This window comes from Winogradskyella tangerina, assembly GCF_003260205.1.
In the GTDB taxonomy this organism is placed as follows: domain Bacteria; phylum Bacteroidota; class Bacteroidia; order Flavobacteriales; family Flavobacteriaceae; genus Winogradskyella; species Winogradskyella tangerina.
On record NZ_QERF01000007.1, the window covers coordinates 159319 to 183141 of the forward strand.

General features: G+C 36.5%; 20 protein-coding genes. 6 read left to right on the forward strand and 14 right to left on the reverse strand.

The window, feature by feature from the left end; genetic code table 11:
- Window positions 1–3: 3 nt before the first annotated feature.
- The 4 genes from DDY94_RS11115 to DDY94_RS11130 form a co-directional block, all read right to left on the reverse strand.
- A complete protein-coding gene (locus DDY94_RS11115) occupies window positions 4–1278 on the reverse strand; it encodes a T9SS type A sorting domain-containing protein (protein ID WP_111684185.1) in 1275 nt (424 codons plus the stop codon).
- Between the two features lie 26 nt (window positions 1279–1304).
- Window positions 1305–1991, reverse strand: a complete 687-nt coding sequence (locus DDY94_RS11120; protein ID WP_111684186.1) for an LOG family protein — start codon at window positions 1989–1991, stop codon at window positions 1305–1307.
- Between the two features lie 66 nt (window positions 1992–2057).
- Window positions 2058–4886: an excinuclease ABC subunit UvrA gene (uvrA, locus tag DDY94_RS11125; protein ID WP_111684187.1), complete on the reverse strand. Its 2829-nt coding sequence runs from the start codon at window positions 4884–4886 to the stop codon at window positions 2058–2060.
- A gap of 167 nt (window positions 4887–5053) precedes the next feature.
- Window positions 5054–5404, reverse strand: a complete 351-nt coding sequence (locus DDY94_RS11130; protein WP_157957301.1) for a hypothetical protein — start codon at window positions 5402–5404, stop codon at window positions 5054–5056.
- Between the two features lie 248 nt (window positions 5405–5652).
- On the opposite strand from DDY94_RS11130, the gene DDY94_RS11135 reads away from it, so the two are divergent.
- Together DDY94_RS11135 and DDY94_RS11140 are read left to right on the forward strand one after the other, a co-directional pair.
- Window positions 5653–5940: a DUF2188 domain-containing protein gene (locus tag DDY94_RS11135; RefSeq protein WP_111684189.1), complete on the forward strand. Its 288-nt coding sequence runs from the start codon at window positions 5653–5655 to the stop codon at window positions 5938–5940.
- Window positions 5941–6179: 239 nt separating this feature from the next.
- Entirely contained in the window at window positions 6180–6704 is a 525-nt protein-coding gene (locus DDY94_RS11140; protein ID WP_111684190.1) for a hypothetical protein, read from the forward strand.
- 13 nt (window positions 6705–6717) lie between these two features.
- Here DDY94_RS11140 and DDY94_RS11145 read toward each other — a convergent pair whose 3' ends face one another.
- From DDY94_RS11145 to DDY94_RS11170, 6 genes are all read right to left on the reverse strand, one after another.
- Entirely contained in the window at window positions 6718–7449 is a 732-nt protein-coding gene (locus DDY94_RS11145) for a hypothetical protein (RefSeq protein ID WP_111684191.1), read from the reverse strand.
- A gap of 12 nt (window positions 7450–7461) precedes the next feature.
- Window positions 7462–8364 carry an ATP-grasp domain-containing protein gene (locus tag DDY94_RS11150; RefSeq protein WP_111684192.1) on the reverse strand — a complete coding sequence of 301 codons (903 nt, stop codon included), beginning with the start codon at window positions 8362–8364 and terminating at the stop codon, window positions 7462–7464.
- 4 nt (window positions 8365–8368) lie between these two features.
- Window positions 8369–9037, reverse strand: a complete 669-nt coding sequence (locus tag DDY94_RS11155) for a DNA alkylation repair protein (RefSeq protein ID WP_111684193.1) — start codon at window positions 9035–9037, stop codon at window positions 8369–8371.
- Window positions 9038–9053: 16 nt separating this feature from the next.
- A complete protein-coding gene (locus tag DDY94_RS11160; protein ID WP_111684194.1) occupies window positions 9054–12320 on the reverse strand; it encodes a S41 family peptidase in 3267 nt (1088 codons plus the stop codon).
- A gap of 86 nt (window positions 12321–12406) precedes the next feature.
- The gene (gene ggt / locus DDY94_RS11165; RefSeq protein ID WP_111684195.1) at window positions 12407–14110 is read right to left on the reverse strand and encodes a gamma-glutamyltransferase; all 1704 of its coding nucleotides are present in this window, start codon (window positions 14108–14110) and stop codon (window positions 12407–12409) included.
- Window positions 14107–14709: an acyl carrier protein phosphodiesterase gene (locus DDY94_RS11170; RefSeq protein ID WP_111684196.1), complete on the reverse strand. Its 603-nt coding sequence runs from the start codon at window positions 14707–14709 to the stop codon at window positions 14107–14109. Before DDY94_RS11170 ends, ggt begins: the two co-directional genes overlap by 4 nt.
- Window positions 14710–14779: 70 nt before the next feature.
- On the opposite strand from DDY94_RS11170, the gene glmM reads away from it, so the two are divergent.
- Both glmM and DDY94_RS11180 read left to right on the forward strand, forming a co-directional pair.
- Entirely contained in the window at window positions 14780–16168 is a 1389-nt protein-coding gene (gene glmM / locus DDY94_RS11175; protein ID WP_111684197.1) for a phosphoglucosamine mutase, read from the forward strand.
- 29 nt (window positions 16169–16197) lie between these two features.
- Window positions 16198–17709 carry an aminotransferase class V-fold PLP-dependent enzyme gene (locus DDY94_RS11180; RefSeq protein ID WP_111684198.1) on the forward strand — a complete coding sequence of 504 codons (1512 nt, stop codon included), beginning with the start codon at window positions 16198–16200 and terminating at the stop codon, window positions 17707–17709.
- Here the strand turns inward: DDY94_RS11180 and DDY94_RS11185 are convergent.
- On the reverse strand, window positions 17696–18583 hold the full coding sequence (locus DDY94_RS11185) for a lysophospholipid acyltransferase family protein (protein WP_111684199.1): 888 nt from the start codon (window positions 18581–18583) through the stop codon (window positions 17696–17698). The genes DDY94_RS11180 and DDY94_RS11185 overlap by 14 nt on opposite strands.
- 56 nt (window positions 18584–18639) lie before the next feature.
- Between DDY94_RS11185 and DDY94_RS11190 the strand changes: the two genes are divergently transcribed.
- The gene (locus tag DDY94_RS11190; protein ID WP_111684301.1) at window positions 18640–19293 is read left to right on the forward strand and encodes a rhomboid family intramembrane serine protease; all 654 of its coding nucleotides are present in this window, start codon (window positions 18640–18642) and stop codon (window positions 19291–19293) included.
- A gap of 4 nt (window positions 19294–19297) precedes the next feature.
- On the opposite strand, the gene DDY94_RS11195 is transcribed toward DDY94_RS11190, so the two are convergent.
- Window positions 19298–20452 carry a redoxin domain-containing protein gene (locus DDY94_RS11195; RefSeq protein WP_111684200.1) on the reverse strand — a complete coding sequence of 385 codons (1155 nt, stop codon included), beginning with the start codon at window positions 20450–20452 and terminating at the stop codon, window positions 19298–19300.
- A gap of 135 nt (window positions 20453–20587) precedes the next feature.
- Here DDY94_RS11195 and mnmE point away from each other — a divergent pair, with 135 nt between their 5' ends.
- Entirely contained in the window at window positions 20588–21976 is a 1389-nt protein-coding gene (mnmE, locus tag DDY94_RS11200) for a tRNA uridine-5-carboxymethylaminomethyl(34) synthesis GTPase MnmE (RefSeq protein WP_111684302.1), read from the forward strand.
- Between the two features lie 137 nt (window positions 21977–22113).
- Here mnmE and DDY94_RS11205 read toward each other — a convergent pair whose 3' ends face one another.
- Window positions 22114–22629, reverse strand: a complete 516-nt coding sequence (locus tag DDY94_RS11205; protein WP_111684201.1) for a hypothetical protein — start codon at window positions 22627–22629, stop codon at window positions 22114–22116.
- Window positions 22610–23821, reverse strand: coding sequence for a hypothetical protein (locus tag DDY94_RS11210; protein ID WP_111684202.1), 1212 nt, complete (start codon window positions 23819–23821; stop codon window positions 22610–22612). The genes DDY94_RS11205 and DDY94_RS11210 overlap by 20 nt, the downstream gene beginning before the upstream one ends.
- Between the last annotated feature and the right edge of the window lie 2 nt (window positions 23822–23823).

Sequence of the window (23823 nt, forward strand, 5' to 3'; positions counted from 1 at the left end):
TAATCAATTAGCAACTACAAATTTTAAAGGTTTAGTATTAGACTGCGAAAATCCAATAAAGTAAATTCCATTGCTTAAATCGCTGGCATTAAAGTTTTGCTTTTGATTAGAATTTGTTTGAAAGTTTTTAACCACCTGACCAAGCGTATTATATACATTCAAAGTTTGATTATAGTATTCTGAAGCATTAATTTGAATGGCTATTTCTGAATTTATCACGGTGCTTTCAAGTTTGAAATCATCTGCAATATTCGGTGCGTCTGAAACTGACAAGGTAACGTTAGCCTCTAAAGAAACGATTACGGGTAAGTGGTCGCTAAAATCATGAAGCGCATCTCTAACTGCAAATGAATATGGCGATCCCGGAATGGCACAGTTTGAAGAATTTATAGCACTATTATAACAAGCTGATAAACCGTTATTACCATAAACTTCGTAGGAGTCATCAACATATGTAATGTTCGATGTAGAAATCATATTTTCCGAAGTTAAAATAAAATCGAAACGATCATCAAATCCTCCTGATGAGCCACCCAATCCTGATTGCGTACGTGTTGATTGCGTAAATACATCAACAAAATTTGGATTGTTGCTCCAATTTCCTACGCGATTTATGGGATCTGTAAACGTTATATTATTGGTGTCTTGAAGCAGTAATTGGAAAGCAGGTTCTGTCCCTGCATAAAGATTGAGATCACCACCTAATAACACGTTAGTATCTGATGGTAATGTACTTAAGTAATTGTCTAATGCCACGACCATGTCGAACCGTCGTTGTTCATTGAGAGGACCACTAGAGGCTTTTAAATGGCAAACCACTACATAAAGTTCTACCGGGTTAGTTACCTGATCAACCGTGTTAAGTAGGAGTTTATAAATATTAAAATCTCTGAGGTCTGTAGGCACAATTATTTGATCTTCAAGAATAAACTTAGTACTGTCGTAATATAATAAATTTTGAAGGCTATTTGAGTCACCCGAAAAATCATCAGATGTGTTAGACGCATAGGTCGCCATTTCAAAATTTGAACTTATGGCACTTCTGGTGATATTCAAAACTGAATTAGCCCCAGTTTCATTGTTAAGCTCACATACCAAAAATAAATCTGGCTGGGTGTCTGATAAAATGAATTCGAGGTCATCTTCACGATTTGGTATTGTCGTCTCATCAGGATAATTTAGTAAGTTATAGAACATTACCTTAAAGGTTTCTTGTCCTGATACGTTAAAATTAAATAATACAATGACCGTTAAAAAACTTAGTATTTTCTTTTTCATAGCTTTAAATACAACGTTTAATTTGTCTAGAAATTTGGACTGAGTCTATATTCTTTATAGAAATTATTCAGAATTTCGATGACTTCATCTGCAGTGTCGACCAAATGAAATAGATCTAGATCTTTAGGGCTAATATTTCCGGCCTCCAACAATGTATTTTTTATCCATTCAAATAATCCTCCCCAAAATTCTTTTCCAACTAATATAATGGGGAAGGTTTCAATTTTATGGGTTTGAATGAGTGTCATTGCTTCGAAGAGTTCATCTAAGGTTCCGAATCCTCCTGGCATCACAACAAATCCTTGAGAGTATTTAACGAACATTACTTTTCTCACAAAGAAATAATCAAAGTCTAGACTTTTATCTTTATCGATATAGGGATTATCATGTTGCTCGAAAGGCAATTCAATATTAAGGCCAACAGAAGTACCTCCTGCAATATGCGCACCTTTATTACCAGCCTCCATGATTCCTGGGCCACCACCAGTAATTACACCATATCCGTGTTCAACAATTTTTTTTGCTACATCTACTGCAAGTTGGTAGAATTTATCATTCGGTTTGGTTCTTGCTGAACCAAAAACAGAAACGCAAGGTCCAATTTTACTCAGTTTTTCATAACCATTTACAAACTCGCCCATGATCTTAAAGATCGCCCAGGAGTCGTTTGTTTTTATTTCATTCCAACCTTTATGTTTACTCTCTTTTCTCATAATTTATGTTTCTTAAATCACAACCAAAAATGGTTACTTTCTTAAATGCGTTCTGACAAGATACTATTATTTCAATTCCTTCGATAAAAATTTAGCTGTATAGCTTTTTTTATCCTTAATAATTTCTTCAGGAGTTCCTTTAGCAACGACCTGTCCGCCACCTTTACCACCTTCGTAGCCAATATCGATTATGTAATCAACCGTTTTAATAACATCTAGGTTATGTTCTATAATCAGCACCGTATTGCCTTTGTCCACAAGTTTATTTAGAACTTTCATTAATACTCTAATGTCTTCAAAATGAAGCCCAGTTGTAGGTTCATCAAGAATGTAAAAGGTATTTCCCGTATCGCGTTTACTCAATTCACTAGCCAACTTAATACGCTGGGCCTCGCCACCAGAAAGTGTTGTACTTTGTTGTCCGAGTGTTATATAACCTAAACCAACATCTTGGATGGTTTTAAGCTTCCTGTAAATTTTTGGAATATGTTCAAAGAAGCTTACTGCTTCATTAATGGTCATATTAAGAACATCACTGATAGATTTTCCTTTGTAGCGAATTTCTAGCGTTTCTCTGTTGAATCGTTTCCCCTGACATGTTTCACACTCCACATAAACATCTGGTAGAAAATTCATTTCAATGACGCGTAATCCGCCACCCTGACACGTTTCACAGCGACCACCAGCAACATTAAAACTGAATCTACCAGGTTTATAACCTCGGATCATAGCTTCGGGGATTTGAGCAAATAATTTCCGAATTTCATCAAAGGTTTTAGTATAGGTTGCAGGGTTGCTTCGCGGTGTTCTTCCGATAGGAGACTGGTTGATATCAATAACCTTATCAATATGCTCTAAGCCCTTTATACTTTTATAGGGCATTGGTTTTTTAACCCCATTAAAATAATGGGCATTCAGAATAGGATAGAGGGTTTCGTTAATCAAAGTAGATTTACCACTTCCGGAAACTCCAGTAACACCTATCATTTTTCCTAAAGGAAATTCGACATCGACATTTTTAAGGTTATTTCCAGTACAGCCTTTAAGTACTATCTTTTTGCCACTACCTTTTCGTCGTTTCTTCGGTACTTCAATTTCTTTTTTCCCGTTTAAATATTCAGCCGTTAAAGTCTCGTGCGACAGCAGTTCTTCTGGTGTGCCTTCACTAATAATTTCACCGCCGTGTTTACCAGCGAATGGGCCAATATCAATGACATGATCGGCACGTTCTATCATATCTTTATCGTGTTCTACAACGATTACAGAGTTTCCTACATCTCTCAATGACGACAAGGAATTGATGAGTTTTTCGTTATCTCTTTGATGTAAACCAATACTTGGTTCATCGAGAATATAAAGGACTCCAACCAATTGAGACCCAATCTGAGTTGCCAATCTTATACGTTGTGCTTCACCACCAGAAAGTGATTTAGAACTGCGGTTTAAGGATAAATAGGTAAGTCCAACATCCAATAAAAATCGTACACGGTTTTTAATTTCTTTGATAATTTCAGCCGATATTTTCCGTTGTTTTTCCGACAGGCGATCTTCTAAACCTTCAAGCCATTCGCCTAATTCAACCACATCCATTTTTACGAGATCAGCAATGTTTTTGCCATCCACTTTAAAATAGAGCGATTCCTTTTTCAACCTTGAACCTTCACAAACCGAACATTCAACTTTGTCCATGTACTCCTTCGCCCAGCGCACTAATGATGTTGAGTTTGACTTATATTGACTTTCGATGAAATTAGCCACACCTTCAAAATCAATGTTGTAATCTCTGGCCACACCCAATAATTTGCTTTCAACAGTGAACTTGTCTTTTCCACCGTATAAAATCATTTGCTTAGCTTCCTCCGGAATGTCTTTCCAGGCGTCATTTAATGAAAAGTCGAAGCGTTGAGCGATAGTATGAAACTGTTTGAAAATCCAGCTTTTCTTTTCAGGGCCATGTGGTGCTAAGGCGCCGTTTTTTATTGAAAGTGATTCGTCTGGAACCAATTTCCTTTCATTCACAACATACAATTCGCCAATACCATTACAATTAGGACAAGCGCCTTTGGGTGAATTAAATGAAAAGTTGTTGGGCTCTGGGTTTGGATATGAGATTCCGGAAGACGGACACATTAAGTTTCTACTAAAATAGCGCGCCTCGTTGGTATCTTGATCAATAACTAAGAGCACGTCATCGCCATGATACATGGCGGTATTTATGGATTCCATTAACCGCTTTTCATTGTCTTGTGAATTGTCAATTTTCAGGCGGTCGATCACAATTTCAATATCGTGTGTTTTGTAACGATCGAGTTTCATTCCCTTCTCTAGGTCAACAATTTCACCGTCTGTTCTCACCTTCACAAAACCTTGCTTGGCAATTTGTTCAAATAATTCGCGATAGTGCCCTTTTCTTGAACGTATTATAGGCGACAAAATGTTTATGCGTTTACCGTTGAAAGAATCTAGGATGAGATCTTTGATTTGTTCATCATTGTAGCTAACCATCTTCTCTCCAGTTTCATAACTGTAGGCATCGGCAGCCCTTGCGAATAATAGGCGTAGAAAATCGTAGATTTCTGTAATTGTACCAACGGTAGATCTTGGTGATTTACTGGTTGTCTTTTGCTCAATGGCGATAACAGGTGAAAGTCCGTCAATTTTATCGACGTCTGGTCGTTCAAGACTTCCCAAAAACTGTCTGGCATAGGCCGAGAAAGTTTCAATATAACGGCGTTGTCCTTCAGCATAAATAGTATCGAAGGCTAGTGAAGATTTACCACTGCCTGAGAGTCCGGTAATAACAACGAGCTTCTCTCTAGGAATAGTAACATCGATATTCTTCAGATTGTGAACTCGTGCACCTTTAACTTCGATAGACTCTTCAAATTGACTCATTTAATGGACAGTGTTTTCTATGATTTATAGCGAAGTTGCAAAGGTACGATTTTAGTTGTTAAATTTAAGTGAAGGTAAATACAACATTCTGATATTGATCGTAGTTAAAAACAAAAAGTGCTCTGCATATTGCAGAGCACTTGTATTGATATAAGTTAAGCCAATTCTTAGCTTTTAACTGAAATTTCTCCTGAAGCAATTGATTTGTCATAATTGGCTTTAACTGTTGACAAATAACCAAAAAACTTTGATCCATCTTTTCTTTTTAAAACAACGTGTGTTGATCCATCTTTACCTTCTACAACTTCTTCTACAACAACGACATTTCCTTTCACACTTTTGTAATTTCCAACTTTACCACGCTTAATTAACGTATTCAATTTTGGAAACTTCACATGATTATAGACATGTGATGACGGGCTTTCAATAACAAGGATATCTCCCACTTTTGGTTCAGATTGCGCAAAAGTGATAAAATAAAATCCTAAAAATAACAGGGTTAAAAATAGTTTTTTCATAATAAAAGGCATCTAAATTAAGAATATTGCAAAAATATTGAGAATTTCCAAGACTTTCAACCTTTTAGAGCTTTTTGTTTATGAAATTTTAAAGTGTTGTTTAGGCCTTCAAAACAAGGGGCTAATGTTTTTGAAATTTTGATTCTTTTTGTGAAAATTAATGTAGCTGGATAATGTGTTTCTTTAAAGCGTTCATAGATTGAGTTTAATTGTTATTTTTACCGAAATCAACACAGTTACTAAGACCAATGTCTCAACGAAATTCTTTGGTGAATGCCATTCAAAATCTAATCGAAGCCATACTTCATGCATTGGGTCATCACAATCCAAAAAAACGCACTGGGCATCAGCATGTCGTGCCTTATGAAGAAGGTTGGGCCGTTCGTAGAGAAGGAAATAAGCGTATCACCTCTAAACATCGCAAGCAAAGTACAGCAATTAGAAAGGCGAAAACTTTAGCAAAGCGGTATAAGGCTGATGTTATTATTCATCGCGAAAGTGGTGGAATAAGAGACCGGATTAGCTACAGTGATTAATTCTAGTTTAATCCCATTCGAGTTGAGTTTTTAGTGCCGCACAACTGCCGTGAAATTTTTATTTTGGGGCGTCATAGTTCGGTTGATTAATGTTGCATTAAATTACATAAAAATTGAAAATTTCACTTGATAATTAACAAAACTATAATACCTCATATTGATTGATAATATTTATTTTAGACCTTGAATAAAGTTTAACGAAAAACGAGAATCCTGCACTTGTAGGAATAACAAAGGATATGAAATTATTAGGAATTGGCTCAAGGATAAATCACGCTGAATATGGTAAAGGTGTAGTAACCAACGTAACTTCAAAACACTATTGGGTGACATTTATCGAAAACGGCCTTGAAACTTTAGAACTCGATGATGAATTTGAAATTATCGAAGCTGCCGAAGATGACGTGGATACAGTGAGTTTTTACGAAGTTGAAAAAAGTTTACGTGATATACTTAAGAAATGGTCTGATGTTTCTGAAGTTGTTTCCATCGGAGATAAATGGAAAGGTGGCAAATTGATCATGCAACCTGGCGATGAAAATTTAAAGGCAAGTGAATTACCTATTGATAAATTCTTTCATAAAATTACAATGGTTCGCGATCGTCTTCGTGTAATGGAACAAAAAATCAACGCTAGCAATCTGGAGGAGCAAGAAAAAATAGATCTTCAGCAGTATATTACACGTATTTATGGAAGTTTGACCAGTTTTAACGTGCTTTTCAAACTAAAAACCCAACAATTTGTTGGTCAGCGTTCGAAATAGATGTAATTAATGGTTAGAAGGACAATCCCTTAACTTCTCCCATATCTAGGTCTAATACCAGCAGTTTGTGAGATGTTGGTAAGAGGGCACCGCTTTCGGTAGTGGTCCATTGATCCCAAGTTGCTTCAAGGCCGTCTATAGGTAAGATATCTACCCACATCTGATAACTCTTAGGTTTACCAGTGTCATCAAAATGCCATAGATAAGAATCGCCTGGTGTTGTTCCGCCAGATGTATAAGTTACAAGTAAGGAATTCTCGCCCTCTTCAGAAATGACTAGGCGTCGTTCGGTGCCAGGGTCGAAAACTTTGTATGGTGCTACAAGCCAGAAAGAGTCATTATTAAAAAATCCTTCAGCCTTTAGAATGTAATCTTGTTTTTCAACACCATTATACTCTTGTTGGCCGGCAAACACCTTAGATTTTTTGCGATTTTGTAAATCGAGTATCACGGTAATTTCATTCCATGAAACCTCACATGTTTTGTCAGTTTTGTACCATTTGTAGTAATGTCTTCCTTTAAACGTCCATTCCAAATAGTCTGTATTCAAATAGGCTTCTTCATTTAAAGCCTCCAACATTTTCGACGCTAAGATATCGGCTTCCTGACCTTTAGTTCCTGTGGGCAAATCCTCATTGTATTTTAGATATAGAAATCCAAAAAATAGGAGTGAAGGCAATGTAAAGAAGATAATTATTCCTGCAATGATTTTTAGTATGCGCTTAGTCTTAGATGTTTTTTTCAATGTTTGAAATGTTTAAAACAAAGATAGTTTTTCTTTAATGGCTTCAGCCAAGATTATTGCAGCTTTAGGATAATTTCTGAACCAAAGTTCGGGTTCAATAAGTTCTAATTCTGCCAAGGCAATTTTCCCATTGTTGTCATTAAAAATATCAACTCTGGCATATAAGGGTGCTTCATCACATGCCATTACTGTATTTTCAGCGAATTTAATTTCTGCCTTCGAAGGTGTATAATTATGAACAGAGCCACCAAAATCATCTTGAACTCTAAAATCTCCAGCCTGAGCTGTCTTCAAAATAGCATGAGTAAACTGACCATTAAATACCATCATTGAAATTTCACCTTCTGAAACAATACGTTCCTGAAAAGGCTGTAACATCATCGATTCCTTTGCAATCAAGGTTCTGAATAGGTCTTCGTGAGCAGCTCTATTTTCAGCTGTTAATTTATAGGTGTGTCTGGCAGCACCAGATATGCATGGCTTCAAGACGGTGTTAGTCCACCCAGTTTCTTCATGCAAATCATTCAAACTCCTAGTCGTTCCTTTTTCAATGAACAAAGTCTCAGCGATATGGACACCATTTTTTTGAAGATCAGCCAAATAATGCTTGTCGATATTCCAGCGGATCAAAGCTTCAGAATTAATCAGCATTGTTACTTTTGAAATTTGATTTAACCAATCAGAAAACTTTTCGAAATCATCAAAATAATCCCATGTTGTTCTGAATAAAACCGCTTTAGTTGAAGACCAATCGAAATGAGGGTCGCTCCAAGCAAGACGTATAACTTTGAGACCAAAACTTGAAAGTGCATTGACAACCAAAGCATCTTCTGCAATTACATTTTTTGTGTAGTCGTCAATTTTCTCCGGATAGGCGTGTTTATGATCGGTTAAGACAACAATATCGTATGACATACACTTATTTTATATGTTTCAATGCTTCACGCATACTTAATGGTTTTAATTGTACTTTTGAAGTGAACTCCCTAACTGAATGTGGATTGGTCTTAGCATACTCGCGCAATGCCCAACCAATTGCTTTTTTGATAAAGAATTCATTTGAATGCGCATGAGCTTTGCACATATCAAACAATATGGCTTCATCTGTTTGCGCTTTATATCCTAATTGAAATAGAATCGCCGATCGATTAAGCCACATATGGTCTGCTTCTGAGAGCGTACTAATTAGCCGATGTCGATCATCCCAAAACATCAAGATATATTGGCCAAGCAAATGCTTCGCGATATAATCGACGGTATCCCAATGCGATTTTGTGGTAATCAGATTTGTGATAAACTCAAAATCTGAGACTACATATTTTCTTCGAAGAACTTTAGACGCGATTTCCATAGCACAATATTGGAGTTCGCGTTCATTCATTTGAAACAACGAATTGACAATGCTTCTGCAGTTAGCGTTGACATCCTCTTTTTCCGCCTTAAAAACCTCCCTAAGAATAGCTTTCCGTTGTGGAGATCTAATCCCATAAAAAGGAAACAGATGTTTCATGTAAGCCTGCATTTGCAGTGCGTGTGAAGGATTTTTATGTGCTTCGAACTGCGATTTTAGTTGTTCAATGAATGCCATTAATTTTGAAACATCATTAATTGTCTGATTTGTAACCTGAAGGGCGTTTCCAACGAATCGGAGCTGCTGGTTCTGGTTTTAATTCAAACTCATTGTTCTTTAATAACTTCATTGCTTCCTGAACAGCGCGCTCTAATTGCGGATCGTTTCCGATTGATGTTTGTTTCGGCTCTTGAATAACTTCAATATCTGGAGCTACACCTTCGCCTTCAACAGCCCATTTACCGTCGATATCATAAAAACCACCACGCGGTGCCACCATGCGACCACCATCGATAAAACGAGGTGTATCCCATGTTCCTACTAATCCACCCCATGTTCTTGTTCCAATTAATGGCCCGATGTTTTTCATCTTAAACATATAAGGTAAGAGGTCACCACCTGAACCAGCACGCTCGTTGATGAGCATTACTTTAGGTCCCCAAATACCTGCCATTGGAGTCGTCCAAGGTCGATTATCTCCAGCCTTGCTATTGAAATAGCCAAAGAGTTCGCGAGACATAACATCGATCATATAATCAGCAGCGGAACCACCACCGTTATTGCGTTCATCAATGATAACACCTTTTTTGTCTTGTTGTGAGAAGTAGTAGCGGTTAAACGAAGTAAATCCGCCGCCACCTGTGTTCGGGACGTAAACATAGGCCAATTTACCATTTGATAATTCATCCACTTTTCTTCGGTTACCTTCAATCCAATCGATGCTTCTTAAACTCCTTTCATTCCAAACAGGCTTAACCAGAACTGTTCTGGCATTTGTAGCAGATGGCGTAGAATTTACGGTGATATTAATTTCCCTTCCGGCCGTTTGCTCTAAGAGTTCATAAGGATTAGTATTGGCATTGAGTGACTTACCATTAATTGCAATAAGGTAATCACCTTCATTTACGTTAATACCTGGCTTAGCAAGTGGTGCTTCAAAATTAGGATTCCAACGTTCACCAGTATAAATTTTTGAAATTTTATAGTTGCCGTTTTCAACTTCAAAATCGCAACCTAATAAGCCAACCGAAACATTATCCACTTCTGGGAAATCACCACCTGAAACATAAGAATGTCCTACAGCAACTTCACCACTCATAATATCTACTACGTAATTTAAGTCTGTTCTGTGACGCACATGATCAATCCATGGAGCATACCATTTATACACTTCATCCCAAGGTGCACCGTGCACATTATCTACATACAAGAAGTCTCTCATATAGCGCCAACCTTCCTTAAATATTTGATGCGCTTCGGCTTTTGGATCTAGTTTGATTTTAATATTAATCTTTAAATTGTCTTTACCGGGCTTTGGTGGTGCAGATGTTTTGGTTAAAACCCAGCTTCCACGCTTATTAAGCAAGATTGATCCGCGATCATCAGAAGCTACCATTTGAGATACACCATCTGCAAAATCAGTAGCCTTTTCCTTTTCTACATCGTAAGAATGTACTTTTAAACCATTTGTATTCGGAATTGACTCAGCAATAAAAACGGTGTGTTTAGGTCCTTTTAGAAGGGCTACATAATTCCTTGCAGGAAGGTCTAAGGCCACAGCACGATCGAAAATACCATTCTCGTCAATTTTAACCGTAACACCATTTGATGATTTATCACCATTCTTTTCACTTTTATCATCCTCATTTTTATCGTCTTTTTTCTTTTCAACTTCCGCCATATCATTTTTAGGAAGATTCGGTGCGTCGTCATCAGCACTTAATACAATGGCATAAAGACTTCGTCTAAGATTTGCGCCAGGATCATAGTTACTCATGTCTAACCAACCCGTTAGTAGGCCATAATTAGTGCTAGCTAAAGTGTAAATATATTTACCCGAAGCATCCCAGACTGGTGTAATAGCATCTGCAATTGGGTCTGTGATCTGAATTGTTTTTTTGGTGTCTATATTGTATACAAAAATGGCTTTGAAATGACTGTCTTGTTGCTTGGCATAAGCAATCCATTTACTATCTGGCGACCACTTAGGATTCATAGAACGCACAGGATGTGCATAGCGATCGGTGTCTATTTGCTTCGTTTTTTTCGTTTCTAGATCGATGATCCAGATATTAAAATGTGTATCGGTGTAAGCAATGTATTTGCCATCTGGTGACCAATCTGGCTGAAAATAGAACGTAGGTTTCGGCAATTTTATGGCTTCAGCATTTTGCCCATCCTGGTCCGCTAACATCAATTGATACTCGCCACTTTTATCTGAGAACCATGCGACTTTATCACCTTTTGGTGACCAAATAGGAGTACGGTCTGCGACACCTGGAGAATTCGTGAGATTCATCCATGTTCCTTTATCTTTTGGAACTGTGAAAATTTCACCACGATGCTCAAAAATGGCACGTTTTCCTTTTGGGGAAATGTTCGGATTTGATAATTGAAAACCTGATACATTATCCCACTTAGTTCTGTAAAAGTTAAGATCTGCCTTAACATCAATATTTAATTGTTTCGTATTTCCTGAATTGGGGTCATACATATGTAAATACCCACCTTGTTCATAAATGATCTTATCGGAACTGGCATCTAAACTTTTTACATCAAATTTCTTGTGAAAGGTAATTTGCTTTTCTTCCTTCGTTGAAGGATCAAAGGACCAAATATTCATTGTGTAATCACGTTCGGACATAAAATAAACTATTCCATCTAACCATACAGGATCTAAGTGACGTTCCTTGGTAGGTTGTGACGTTCGTATGAGATCTTTAGTCTTCATATCTACAACCCAAATTGGCATGGCTTGTCCACCACGATAATTTCGCCATTCGGCATCCCAACCTGTGATGGGCGTGTAGGCAATATGTTTGCCATCAGAGGAAATTTCCCCATAAGCTGCTCTCGGAATATCTAATGCCTCAGGTAAACCACCATTAGTCGAAACAGTAAAGAATTTGTTAGTCATGGTTGGTTGTGCCTCGCGACCAGAGCGAAATAGTACTTTTCCATCTGGAGTCCAGCCTTGAACAATATCACCGCTAGGATGATAAGTTAATCGCTTTGGTTCACCACCTTCAGAAGGAATAACGAAAACATCGACATTACCATCATATTGGGCCGTAAAGGCAATCATTTTCCCATCATTTGAAAAGTGCGGATTTGATTCATAGCCATCATCGCTAGTCAGCCTTATGGCTGTTCCACCGTTTGTAGAGGCTTTCCATAGATCGTTAGCATAAACGAAAACAACGTCATCGCCGTGTAATGTAGGTTGTCTTAATAATTGTGTGCCTTGGGAAAAACTAAATAATGAATAGCAGAATGCTGAAAGTACAAAAAGATGTCGCATTTTGGTTGGTTTTAGTGGTAATACAAAAAGAATTGTTAGTGTCTATAAATATACAATTTAGACCGTTCTAATCTTCTAAAACAATGTTAAAACCCAACGGCTGTATCATCACCTCTGTGGTCTGCACCACCTTCAAACTGACCTGTATCTAGTTTTAAAATCCCGTCTACTTTGCCAATAACTGGAGTTTTAGTTTCGTTGATAAAGTAGCCGAGTTCTTCTAGCTGTTTCTTGAGTTCATTGTTGAACGAATCTGGTTCCATTCTAATTTCATCGGGTAACCATTGGTTGTGAAAGCGCGGTGCATCCACAGCTTCTTGCATGGTTAATCCAAATTCATGAACGTTTAAAATGGTTTGTAAAACAGAAGTTATTATTGTAGATCCGCCAGGCGTTCCTAGCGTCATATAAAAATCACCATCTTTCTCAATTATTGTTGGAGTCATGGAACTTAGCATTCGTTTTTCTGGAGCAATACTATTGGCCTCAGCGCCGATAAGTCCATAATAATTGGGTTCACCAGGTTTGCTGCTAAAATCATCCATTTCATTATTCAAGAAAAACCCAAGTTCATCTGCAAATAGTTTTGATCCATAGCCACCATTTAAAGTTGTGGTAACTGCGATGGCATTTCCAAACTGATCAACAATAGAGTAGTGGGTTGTTTCCTCACTTTCATACCCTACTATATGACCATGACTGATGGAATCTACCGGCGTAGGATTTCCAAAAGAAAACTTTTGCATGCGGTCTTCGAGATAAATATCACTTAATAAAGCTTGAACGGGTATGTCTACGAAATCAGGATCTCCCAGATAGTGGCTTCGGTCGGCGTAAGCACGTTTTTCAGCTTCTACTAATACCTGAATTGTTTTAAAGGAATTATGTCCATAATCTTCAAGGTCGTAGGGTTCAATCATCTTCATGATTTGTCCTAAACATATACCACCTGAGGAAGGTGGTGACATTGATGTAATTGTAAGATCATCATATTCAAAGGTAATTGGATCGCGCCATTTTGCTTCGTATTTGTTCAGATCCTCGATGGTTATGATACTGCCTTTAGAATTTAGGAAATCAACTAATTTTTGTGCCGTTTCTCCCTTGTAGAATTCATCGGCACCGTTGATAGCAAGTCGCTCTAAGGTTTTTGCTAATTCAGGATTAACAACAATTTCACCAGCATTAAGACTATCATTGTAAATAATGGTTTTCCCATTTACAGCTTTAAGAATACTGTCGTAATTGGCAATTCTTTTTTCTTGCTTATCTGTTACCCTATAACCATTTCGGGCTAGTTCAATAACAGGTTTTATAATCGTTTGTACGTCTAAGTTACCAAATCTTTCTTGTGCTTTGAAAATACCGGCGATGGTTCCTGGCACACCAATAGCCATACTTCCAACAGTACTGAGATCTTTGATAACATCACCATTTTCATCTAAATACATGTGTTTAGAGGCAGCAATTGGAGCTTTTTCCCTGTAATCTAATGCACCTTTAGTGCCATCTGCCATACGGTAAACAAGGAAACCGCCACCTCCTAAATTTCCTGCATAAGGATAGCATACCGCAAGCGCGAGCTCTGTGGCCATCATGGCATCGAATGCATTACCACCCTGTTTTAAAATGGCAGCACCAATTTCAGAGGCTTCCTTTCGGGCACTTACGACCATTGCACTTTCAGTAATTAGACCTCTATTTTTGGTTTGCGATATAACAGCAGTAGGTTCGTTTTTACAATTTGAAAAGGTGAGAAGGATCAATAAGAAAAGGGCTGTACGCATCATAGGTTGTAAAGTTGTATAAGTTCTAAACGTTTATTAGTGCTGAATTTTATGAGTTCTTCAAAAAATGAGGTGAAGTCTTCTTCAAATTCTTTGTAAAATAATCTAAGCTCCTTGGTGGCTTCGTTCATCTTGGACTGTCCCTTTGTTCTTCTATTCATGCCATTGAGAACGGACTGAATACCATCGATACTGGCATAACTTAAAAGCCAATTACCTTCAATCATGTAAGGCGTCATGTTTTTATATCGTAACGGTAGAATATCGAAGTGTTTATTCAAACTTTGATAAAAATCATTAACAAATTCTGCTAAGGGTACGTCTGAATAGGTATTCCAGTTTTTAGCTAAAAAATGATCATAAAATATATCTACAATAACACCGCTGTAATGGCCGTAGTTTTTGTGCAATCGCTTCGTACTTTTTCTGAAAGTTGGATGCGCATCAGTAAAGGTATCGATAGCTCTGTGCAATCGAATACCAACTTGCACTTCGTCTGAATATATTTTGAATTTATTCCCTCTTACACCATCAGCCATAAAATTACCAATTGTGATCAATTCATCATTATTAGATAGGTATATATGGGCAAGAAAATTCATTCGTCGAATTTACAAATTCATAATAACAAAATAGGTTTTAGATATTATATTTGCTGAAAATGGAAAATCTATGACATTAATAAAATCTATATCAGGAATTCGCGGTACAATCGGTGGTGCTGTTGAGGATAATTTAACTCCAATTGATGCAGTAAAATTTGCTGCTGCCTATGGTACTTGGATCAAACAACAACGCAATAAAGAAAATTACAGAGTAGTAGTTGGAAGAGATGCGCGGCTTTCGGGAGAAATGATTCAGAGTTTGGTAATGAATACTTTAGTAGGGTTAGGGATTCATGTTATAGATGTCGGACTGTCAACAACGCCGACCGTTGAAATGGCGGTTCCAATGGAACATGCTGATGGTGGAATTATTCTCACGGCGAGTCATAATCCAAAGCAGTGGAACGCCTTAAAACTATTGAATCACAAAGGCGAGTTTTTGAATGGTGCTGAAGGACAGAAGATCTTAGAGATTGCAGAGTCTGATAATATGATCTTTGCTGAGGTAGACCACCTCGGGAAGATTACCAGAAATGACGCTTACATCGATATGCATATTGATGAGGTTCTAAAATTACCTCTTGTAAATACGAAGGCCATTAAAGCCGCTAAGTTTAAGGTAGTCGTTGATGGAGTTAATTCAACGGGAGGAATAGCTATTCCATTATTATTAGATCGATTAGGTGTACACCCAGTGAAATTATACTGTGATCCTACTGGTCATTTCCCACATAATCCAGAACCATTAAAAGAGCATTTGGGAGATTTGGCAGAAGCTGTTGTAAAGCATCATGCTGATTTTGGTATCGTTGTAGATCCTGATGTTGACCGATTAGCATTTATGGATGAGAAAGGCGATATGTTTGGTGAAGAATATACACTAGTTGCTTGTGCCGATTATGTATTGAGCAAAACTCCCGGAAATACGGTGAGTAATATGAGCTCCACGCGAGCCTTAAGAGACGTTACCGAAAAACATGGAGGTATGTACGAAGCTAGTGCGGTAGGTGAGGTGAATGTTGTGGAGCTAATGAAGAAAAACAAAGTAGTTATTGGAGGAGAAGGTAATGGTGGTATTATTTACCCTGAACTACACTACGGAAGGGATGCACTTGTTGGTGTGGCTCTATTTTTAAGTTTATTGGCTGAAAGTAAAATGACGGTTAGTGAATTAAGAGCTAGTTATCCGAACTATTTTATGAGTAAAAAGAAGATTCAATTAACGCCCGAATTAGATGTAGATGCTATTTTGAGTACTATGGAGTCTAACTACAGTCACGAAAAGTTGACTACGATAGATGGCGTAAAGATTGATTTTGCTGACAGTTGGGTACACTTAAGAAAAAGTAACACAGAACCAATTATAAGAATTTATACAGAAGCGCCTTCACAAGAGGCTGCCGATGCATTAGCCGATCGCTTTATAGCAGAAATTGAGGCTGTTGCCAATAATTAGTATCTTTGAAACGAACCTAACACTCATTTATGGCCCTGATTACTGACATTAAGAAAAGTGATATCAATAATTTGGAGGCTTATTTTAGCCAATTCAGATCGCATATTATCGGTCAGGATCAGACCTTCATGTCACCTTTCGGAGAGCAAAGAATTATCTATACAGACTGGACGGCTTCTGGTCGCTTATATAGACCTATAGAAGAAAAGCTGTTAAATGACTTCGGTCCATTTGTTGCCAATACGCATACAGAGACGACCGTTTCTGGTACGGCAATGACAAAAGCTTACCATAAGGCAAAGCATATTATCAAGGACCACGTTAATGCTAATGAAGATGATGTTCTCATTGTTTGCGGAAATGGGATGACGGGTGTGGTTAATAAATTTCAGCGTATTCTTGGATTGAAAGTCCCTGAAAATTTACGACCTTATGCTGACATTCCTGATGAAATTCGACCAGTAGTATTTGTTTCACACATGGAGCATCATTCTAACCAGACCTCATGGTTAGAAACAATGGCAAAGGTTGAAGTCGTTCCACCAGATAATGACGGTCTTTTCAGCCTAAATAATTTAGAAAAGCTTCTTCAAAAACATAAAAACAGAACCTTAAAAATATGCTCTATTGTTGGAGGTTCTAATGTTACAGGAATTCAAACACCTTATCATGAGGTTGCAAAATTAATGCATAAACACGGTGGCGTTTGCTTTGTTGATTTTGCATGCTCAGCACCCTATGTAGAGATCAATATGCATCCTGAAGAAAAAGACGCACAACTCGATGCAATTTTCTTTTCTCCTCATAAGTTTTTGGGTGGGCCTGGTACATCTGGGGTATTAGTTTTCAATAAAGAATTATACAATAATATGGTGCCCGACTGTCCTGGTGGAGGTACCGTAAGTTGGACTAACCCTTGGGGCGAGCACAAATATATAGATGATATTGAGGATCGTGAAGATGGTGGTACTCCAGGATTCTTACAAACTATAAAAACAGCACTTTCAATTAAATTGAAAGAGCAAATGGGTGTTTCAAATATCCTTGAACGCGAACACCAGCTCATAGATATCATTTTTAAGAAATTAGATCCGATTAAGAATATAAATATCCTTGCAGGTCAACATAAGGATAGGCTAGGAGTAATTTCATTCTACATAGATGATCTTCATTATAACCTTGGTGTTAAGTTGTTAAATGATAGGTTTGGCATTCAAACACGCGGTGGATGCAGTTGTGCAGGGACTTATGGGCATTTCTTATTGCATGTAGACCAGCAGACGTCTAAAGAACTAACAGATGAAATTTCTATTGGAGATCTAGTTCGTAAACCGGGTTGGATACGTATGTCTATCCATCCAACAACTACAAATGAAGAAATTGAGTTTGTGTGCGACAGTATTATTGCATTAGCAAAAAATCACAAGTCATGGGAAAAGGACTATGAATACTCGCGATGTAATAATGAATTTGTTCACAAATCACTGATCAATAAGCCTTGTAACGCCACTAATGTTGATCAATGGTTTAATCTTGACTAGGCGCATTATCTTTATGCTTCCAGCGTTTATGCGTCCACAAATAATATTCAGGCTTCGTTCTTATTTGTTCTTCTAAAAGACGATTGAATTTTTGCGTTATTTTGAATTCAGACTCCTCGTTTGGATTTTCAGAAAGCGGTACAATTTCGGCTTCATAATGTCCGCGTTTTACTTTGTCAATTTTCAGAAATCCGATAGGATAGTTGTATTTCTTAGCAACAGATTCGGCACCTATAAAACAGGGTACGTTAATTCCCATAAATTCGAGCCATACATTGTTAACCTTTAATTTTGGTGACTGATCGCTTAGGAAGGCAATCATGCGTTTTTCTCCTTTTCGATCCAAGGCTTTGATGCGACCAATTGCTTTTCGGGAGCTAATGAGTTCGGTATTATATTTTGATCTAATGCGTCTTACCAAATTATCAAAATAGGTATTGGCGATTGGTTTGTATATCACAAGTCCTGGGATATCAATGTGAGATTGCAACATAATAGACCATTCATAACTTGCATAGTGTCCGAACATTAAAATAGAGCTACTCTGTGAATTTTCTAAACTTTTGATTTGCTCTGGATCCTTAAGAACGAAGCGTTTATTTAATTGCGCCCTAGAGATACTTAGCGTTTTTATCATTTCAAGAAAAAGATCACAAAGATGTGTGTAGAATTTTTTGGTAATGGCATTAATTTCTTGTGGTGACTTATCAGGAAAAACGAGTTTTATATTACCTTTTACTGTAGATTTTCTGTAGCCTAGTAGTCTATAAACAATAAAACAAACAATATCAGATAGCACATATAATAGCCTGAAGGGTAATAGGGAAATTAACCAAAGTATAGGATAAACTATTATGTAGGCAATAAGTTGCATAAATGCGTGTTCTTTCTGAAGCGCAAATATATTATATTTGGCTTAATAGATATCCTATGTACGAATTAGATCCTGTTACCATCGCTATAATTGCAGCAAACGTTATGGTGTCATTAAAGGGCTTTGATGATCGCTCTTTTTTTGAAAAATATAAATTTAATGTTGGCGGCATTAGGCGAGGAGAGCAAATCAGAATGTTCAGTTCTGGCTTTCTTCATGTAGATACCACACATTTATTATTTAATATGCTAACACTGTATTTCTTTGCAAATGCAGTATTGGTTGAGTTAGGACAAGTTAAATTCGTTATTATCTATTTGGCTAGTTTGATCTTTGGAAATCTTCTCTCCTTATATTTTCATAAAGAAGAATACTGGTATAGTGCTGTTGGAGCTAGCGGGGCTGTAACAGGAATTTTGTATGCAGCTATACTACTAAGGCCTGAAATGAATCTATATATGTTCTTTGTGCCTATTCCAATACCGGGTTATGTATTTGGTATTGGGTATCTTTTATATTCAATTTATGGTATGAAAAACAGAATAGGTAATATTGGTCATGACGCCCATTTTGGTGGTGCGGTAGGTGGCTATGTGGTAACCCTTATTTTTCTACCTAGTCTATTTGAAACCGACCTGGGTCATATTGGGTTATTGGCTATCCCAATACTAATTCTATTTATTCTTTATAAAACCGGAAAGTTAGGCTAACAGATTATTGAGCCTCAATGAGTTCTTTGATTCTGTTTTCGAGACGTATTCCTCTAAGATTTCTGTCTACAATCTTACCATCTTTATCTAAAATGAATGTGGCTGGTATTGCTTGTATATTGTATAATTTCGCAACCGGATCGTTAAAATATTTGAGGTTAGATACATGATTCCAAGTTAAGCCATCTTTCTCAATAGCACTCAACCAAGCTTGTCTGGCATTAGGTTGTCTGGCTTGCCCATCTAAAGAAACACCAATAATCTCTAAACCTTGATCATGATATTTTTCGTAGATTCTAACCACATTCGGATTTTCTTGTCGACAAGGCCCACACCAAGCCGCCCAGAAATCGATAATAGTTACTTTTCCTTTAATATCATCAAGACTGATCATTTCACCGTCTGGGTTAGGAGCTTCAAAGTTAGGTGCAATTTTACCAATGGCTAAAGCAGCTTCTTTTCTACTTTGTTCAACAAGAGTTTTTACAATTGAATTCAGGCTTTTCCCTTTGGTAGTTGCTTTTAGCTCATCACTTAGATTATCGTAAGCTTTTTGCACTTTTTCACCATCGATTCCACGAACTCGTGTTTGCTGGTCTAGTAATACTAAAGAAACCACACTGTTAGGATTATTATTTATGAAGTCGAAGCCATAATCTACAACTCTACTTTGCTCATTTTGAAGTTTTTCTAACAGCTCTTCAGCCTTTGCTGTATCTTTATTATATACCGCTAAACGCCTTTCTTTACTTAATTCTTGTAATTCAGCAACAACAGATTGTAACCCGTCATTGAACTTTTTATACTCATCGTTGTTGGTTGAAATAATTTCAGAAGCATTAGCATCTTCTTTATTGATTTTTACGGTAATCTTTTCATTTGATAGAATAAAAGGGATCGGCTGCTGAACATTATCAACCTTTAGATAATATTGCCCCGGATTTTCGATATTCCCTTCAAAAACAAACTTTTCATTCATCACAATTGCGGTGTCTATAGGTTTTTGAATACCTCTGGCATCTGGTAAAGTAATGTAAGTTCGTATTCCATTGTAAACACCAGGCGCTTCACCTTCAACTAAATAACCGTCTATTGGATTAGATTCAGTTTTGCACGAAAAAAACAAAACTGCGATGAATAAAACATATATTGATTTCATAAGTAAAAATTTAGCTTCACAAATATAAAAACAAAGCTTAAAACACCTAAAAAGGGGATGTGAATTAAATCTTAAAATACTTATTACTTACAGCCTGAATCTCATATTTTGCAATACTTTTGCATTAAATTATTAATTATGCACAACGATACTATTGTAGCCTTAGCAACACCTTCGGGTAGCGGTGCCATTGCCGTTATTAGATTATCAGGCAAATTGGCTATTGAAATTGCTTCAAAAGCATTTCGATCGGTTTCCAATAAAAATCTAAATGAGCAGGCTACACATACCATCCACTTGGGTCATATTATTGATGGTGAAAAAACACTTGATGAGGTTTTAGTGTCGGTTTTCAAGAATCCAAATTCATATACTGGTGAGGATGTGGTTGAGGTATCGTGCCATGGTTCGGCTTATATTCAGCAAGAAATAATACAGTTGTTTTTAAGACTGGGTTGTAGAATGGCCACTGCTGGTGAATTTACATTGCGTGCATTTTTAAACGGCAAATTAGATTTGAGTCAGGCTGAAGCGGTTGCCGATCTTATTTCTAGTGATAATGCAGCTTCTCATCAGATTGCAATGCAGCAAATGCGTGGTGGATTTTCATCTGAAATTGCCAAGTTGAGAGAAGAACTATTAAATTTTGCTTCTTTGATTGAACTCGAGTTAGATTTTGCTGAAGAGGATGTTGAGTTTGCTGATAGAACACAATTCAAAGAGCTTATAAGTCGAATTATTTTCGTTTTGAAGCGCTTGATTGACTCGTTTGCAGTGGGTAATGTGATTAAAAATGGAATCCCTGTTGCTATAGTTGGCGAGCCAAATGTTGGTAAATCGACGTTATTAAATGCGCTTTTGAATGAAGATAGAGCCATTGTTTCAGAGATTGCGGGTACAACTAGAGATACTATTGAAGATGAAATATCAATCGGCGGAATTGGCTTCAGATTTATTGATACTGCGGGGATTAGAGATACTCAAGATATCGTAGAAAGTATAGGTATCAAAAAGACTTTTGAAAAGATCGAGCAGTCTCAGGTGACGATATATTTATTTGATGCCTTGACTCAAATTAATAATCTTGAAAGTGTTAGAATTGAAATCGAAAAGATTCGCAATAAATACTCACAGAAACCACTATTGGTGATTGCAAATAAAATTGATCAATTGGAAGATGGTCAGTTGGCTAATATTAATACTACAATTCCAGATGTGCTGCTATTATCGGCTAAAACTGGATTTGGCGTTGAGCAATTAACAAATTCATTATTGAAACTCATAAATACTGGTGCATTAAGAAATAACGAAACTATTGTTACCAACACCCGGCACTACGATGCTTTATTAAAGGCCTTTGAAGAAATCAATAAGGTTCAACACGGGCTAGAAACCGGATTATCAGGCGACCTTTTGGCTATAGATATTCGTCAGGCACTTTACCACTTCGGAGAGATCACAGGTGAAATAACCAATGATGATTTATTAGGCAATATTTTTGCAAATTTTTGTATTGGGAAATAGCTAAAGCATTGTACGAATCAAAATCAATTTATTCGAAAGACCTTTTAATAGATAGTCTTTAAAATATTTACAATTGGGATGAAATGCGAATTTCACATTTTCTAGACTTTAGTTCTCGCAATTTTAGATACTTTGTTTTAAGCATAACAACTAATAAGAATATGGGCTTGCAAGTAATACCTACCTGTTTTGTAATTCTTTTTCCTTACGAATTTTAAATTAAAAATCTCCCCAAATTTTGTGCGTTGTTCTAATTGATGCACCAAAGTTATAATCTCGTTATAGCTACCTTGAATTGTAAATTTATAGGTGTTGATCTCTAGTTCATTTTGTTCAATTTTATGAAGTTTTATAAATTCAATAACACTCAGGTTATGGCTAGACGCAAATTCATTGATGGTACCCAGCATATTATTCTGAATTGAACTATCAGTTAGTTTATATTCAGATAAAATAGAATCAAAATAGTGTTCCTTTTGTTTTAAACGTGAAATTTCCAATGGAATGTTATCAAACACAGATGCCTCTTTTTGTAACATTTGTAGTTCTTGTTTAATAATATAAGTATTTGAAAAGGCGCATTTGTAGGCTATAAAAACGACTAGAATAAAACTACCTACTAAAACAATATTTTTAGTCCTTTGGTTTTTCATGAATGTCTATTCTAATTGTAAATTTTGAGGTTGACTTATCCAGATCTTCGAAAACTGTTATATTGACCGATCTAACCCAATCATAATTTTCTAATTGCGATATCCAATGCGAAAAATAATTCCTATCACTTATTCTCCCAGATATAATAATTGTATTCTTTTCATATTCAATAGGCTTACCATCTTTAATACGTTTAAATACAGGCTGGTAATTACATTCAGTTAGTAATATGGATTCGGGTAGTTGATTTATTATGGCATTGATGTAGTAAGAACTTTTTGACGAACTGTGTTTAAGAATATCGCTAACCATTTTTTCTTTTTGTTGTACGCTTTGGTTGAGGCTCAACATTTTCTCTTTTGAGGTCTCCAATATCTGAGAAGTTCCTTTTAGCGCGCTAAGCTCATTGTAATAGTGGTTAAAGAACAAGAAATTTATAAGGAGTAAAATAAATAAAATGCTAAGTCCAATTTTAAGAAATTGAGTTGCAAATAATTTTTGATTAAAGGATGACAACAACTCAGACGATCTATTACTAAAACTAGTAATTGTAGTCTTGTTTTTGGAGAGTTTTCGAAGTACAGCCGCAAAACTTAATAGTTGGGTGCTTATGATCGACAGACCATTAATGTTGTATTCATATTCCTTGTCTGCATCAAGAGTTGTTATTTCTGTTATTTTATTCGATTCAATATGTAACTCTGCGTTTGAAGAAAAAAAAGATTCGAATTCAATAAAAGGAGTTAGCTCTGAAGCAATTAAATTTCCGAGGGAAAAATCTACAATTGTAATGCCGTTTGAACTGTAATCTTTGATTAAATTTTCTATATAAGATTTTCTACATATTGAAACAAAATGAATATCACCCTGATTTAGAATTTCAACATAGAAATCATTAATTTTTATATTAGGGAAGCTTAAATGTGCTAACTTTAATAAATCAGTGGATTTGGTTCTCGCCATTTTGGTTAATACTGCATTAGTATTGATAACCAAGTTCACGGACTTGTTTTTTGAAATAATTCGCTTTAACTCAGTAATCGTATTTTCAGAAAAACTCTTTTCAATATAAAGTTCATTTTTCTTTTTCTTTAATACTAATCCATGAATAATATCTTTGCCATGCTGTTGCGTGTGCTCAATACTTACAAAGCGATTACCATATTTCAAATATGTGATTATGTGATCCATTA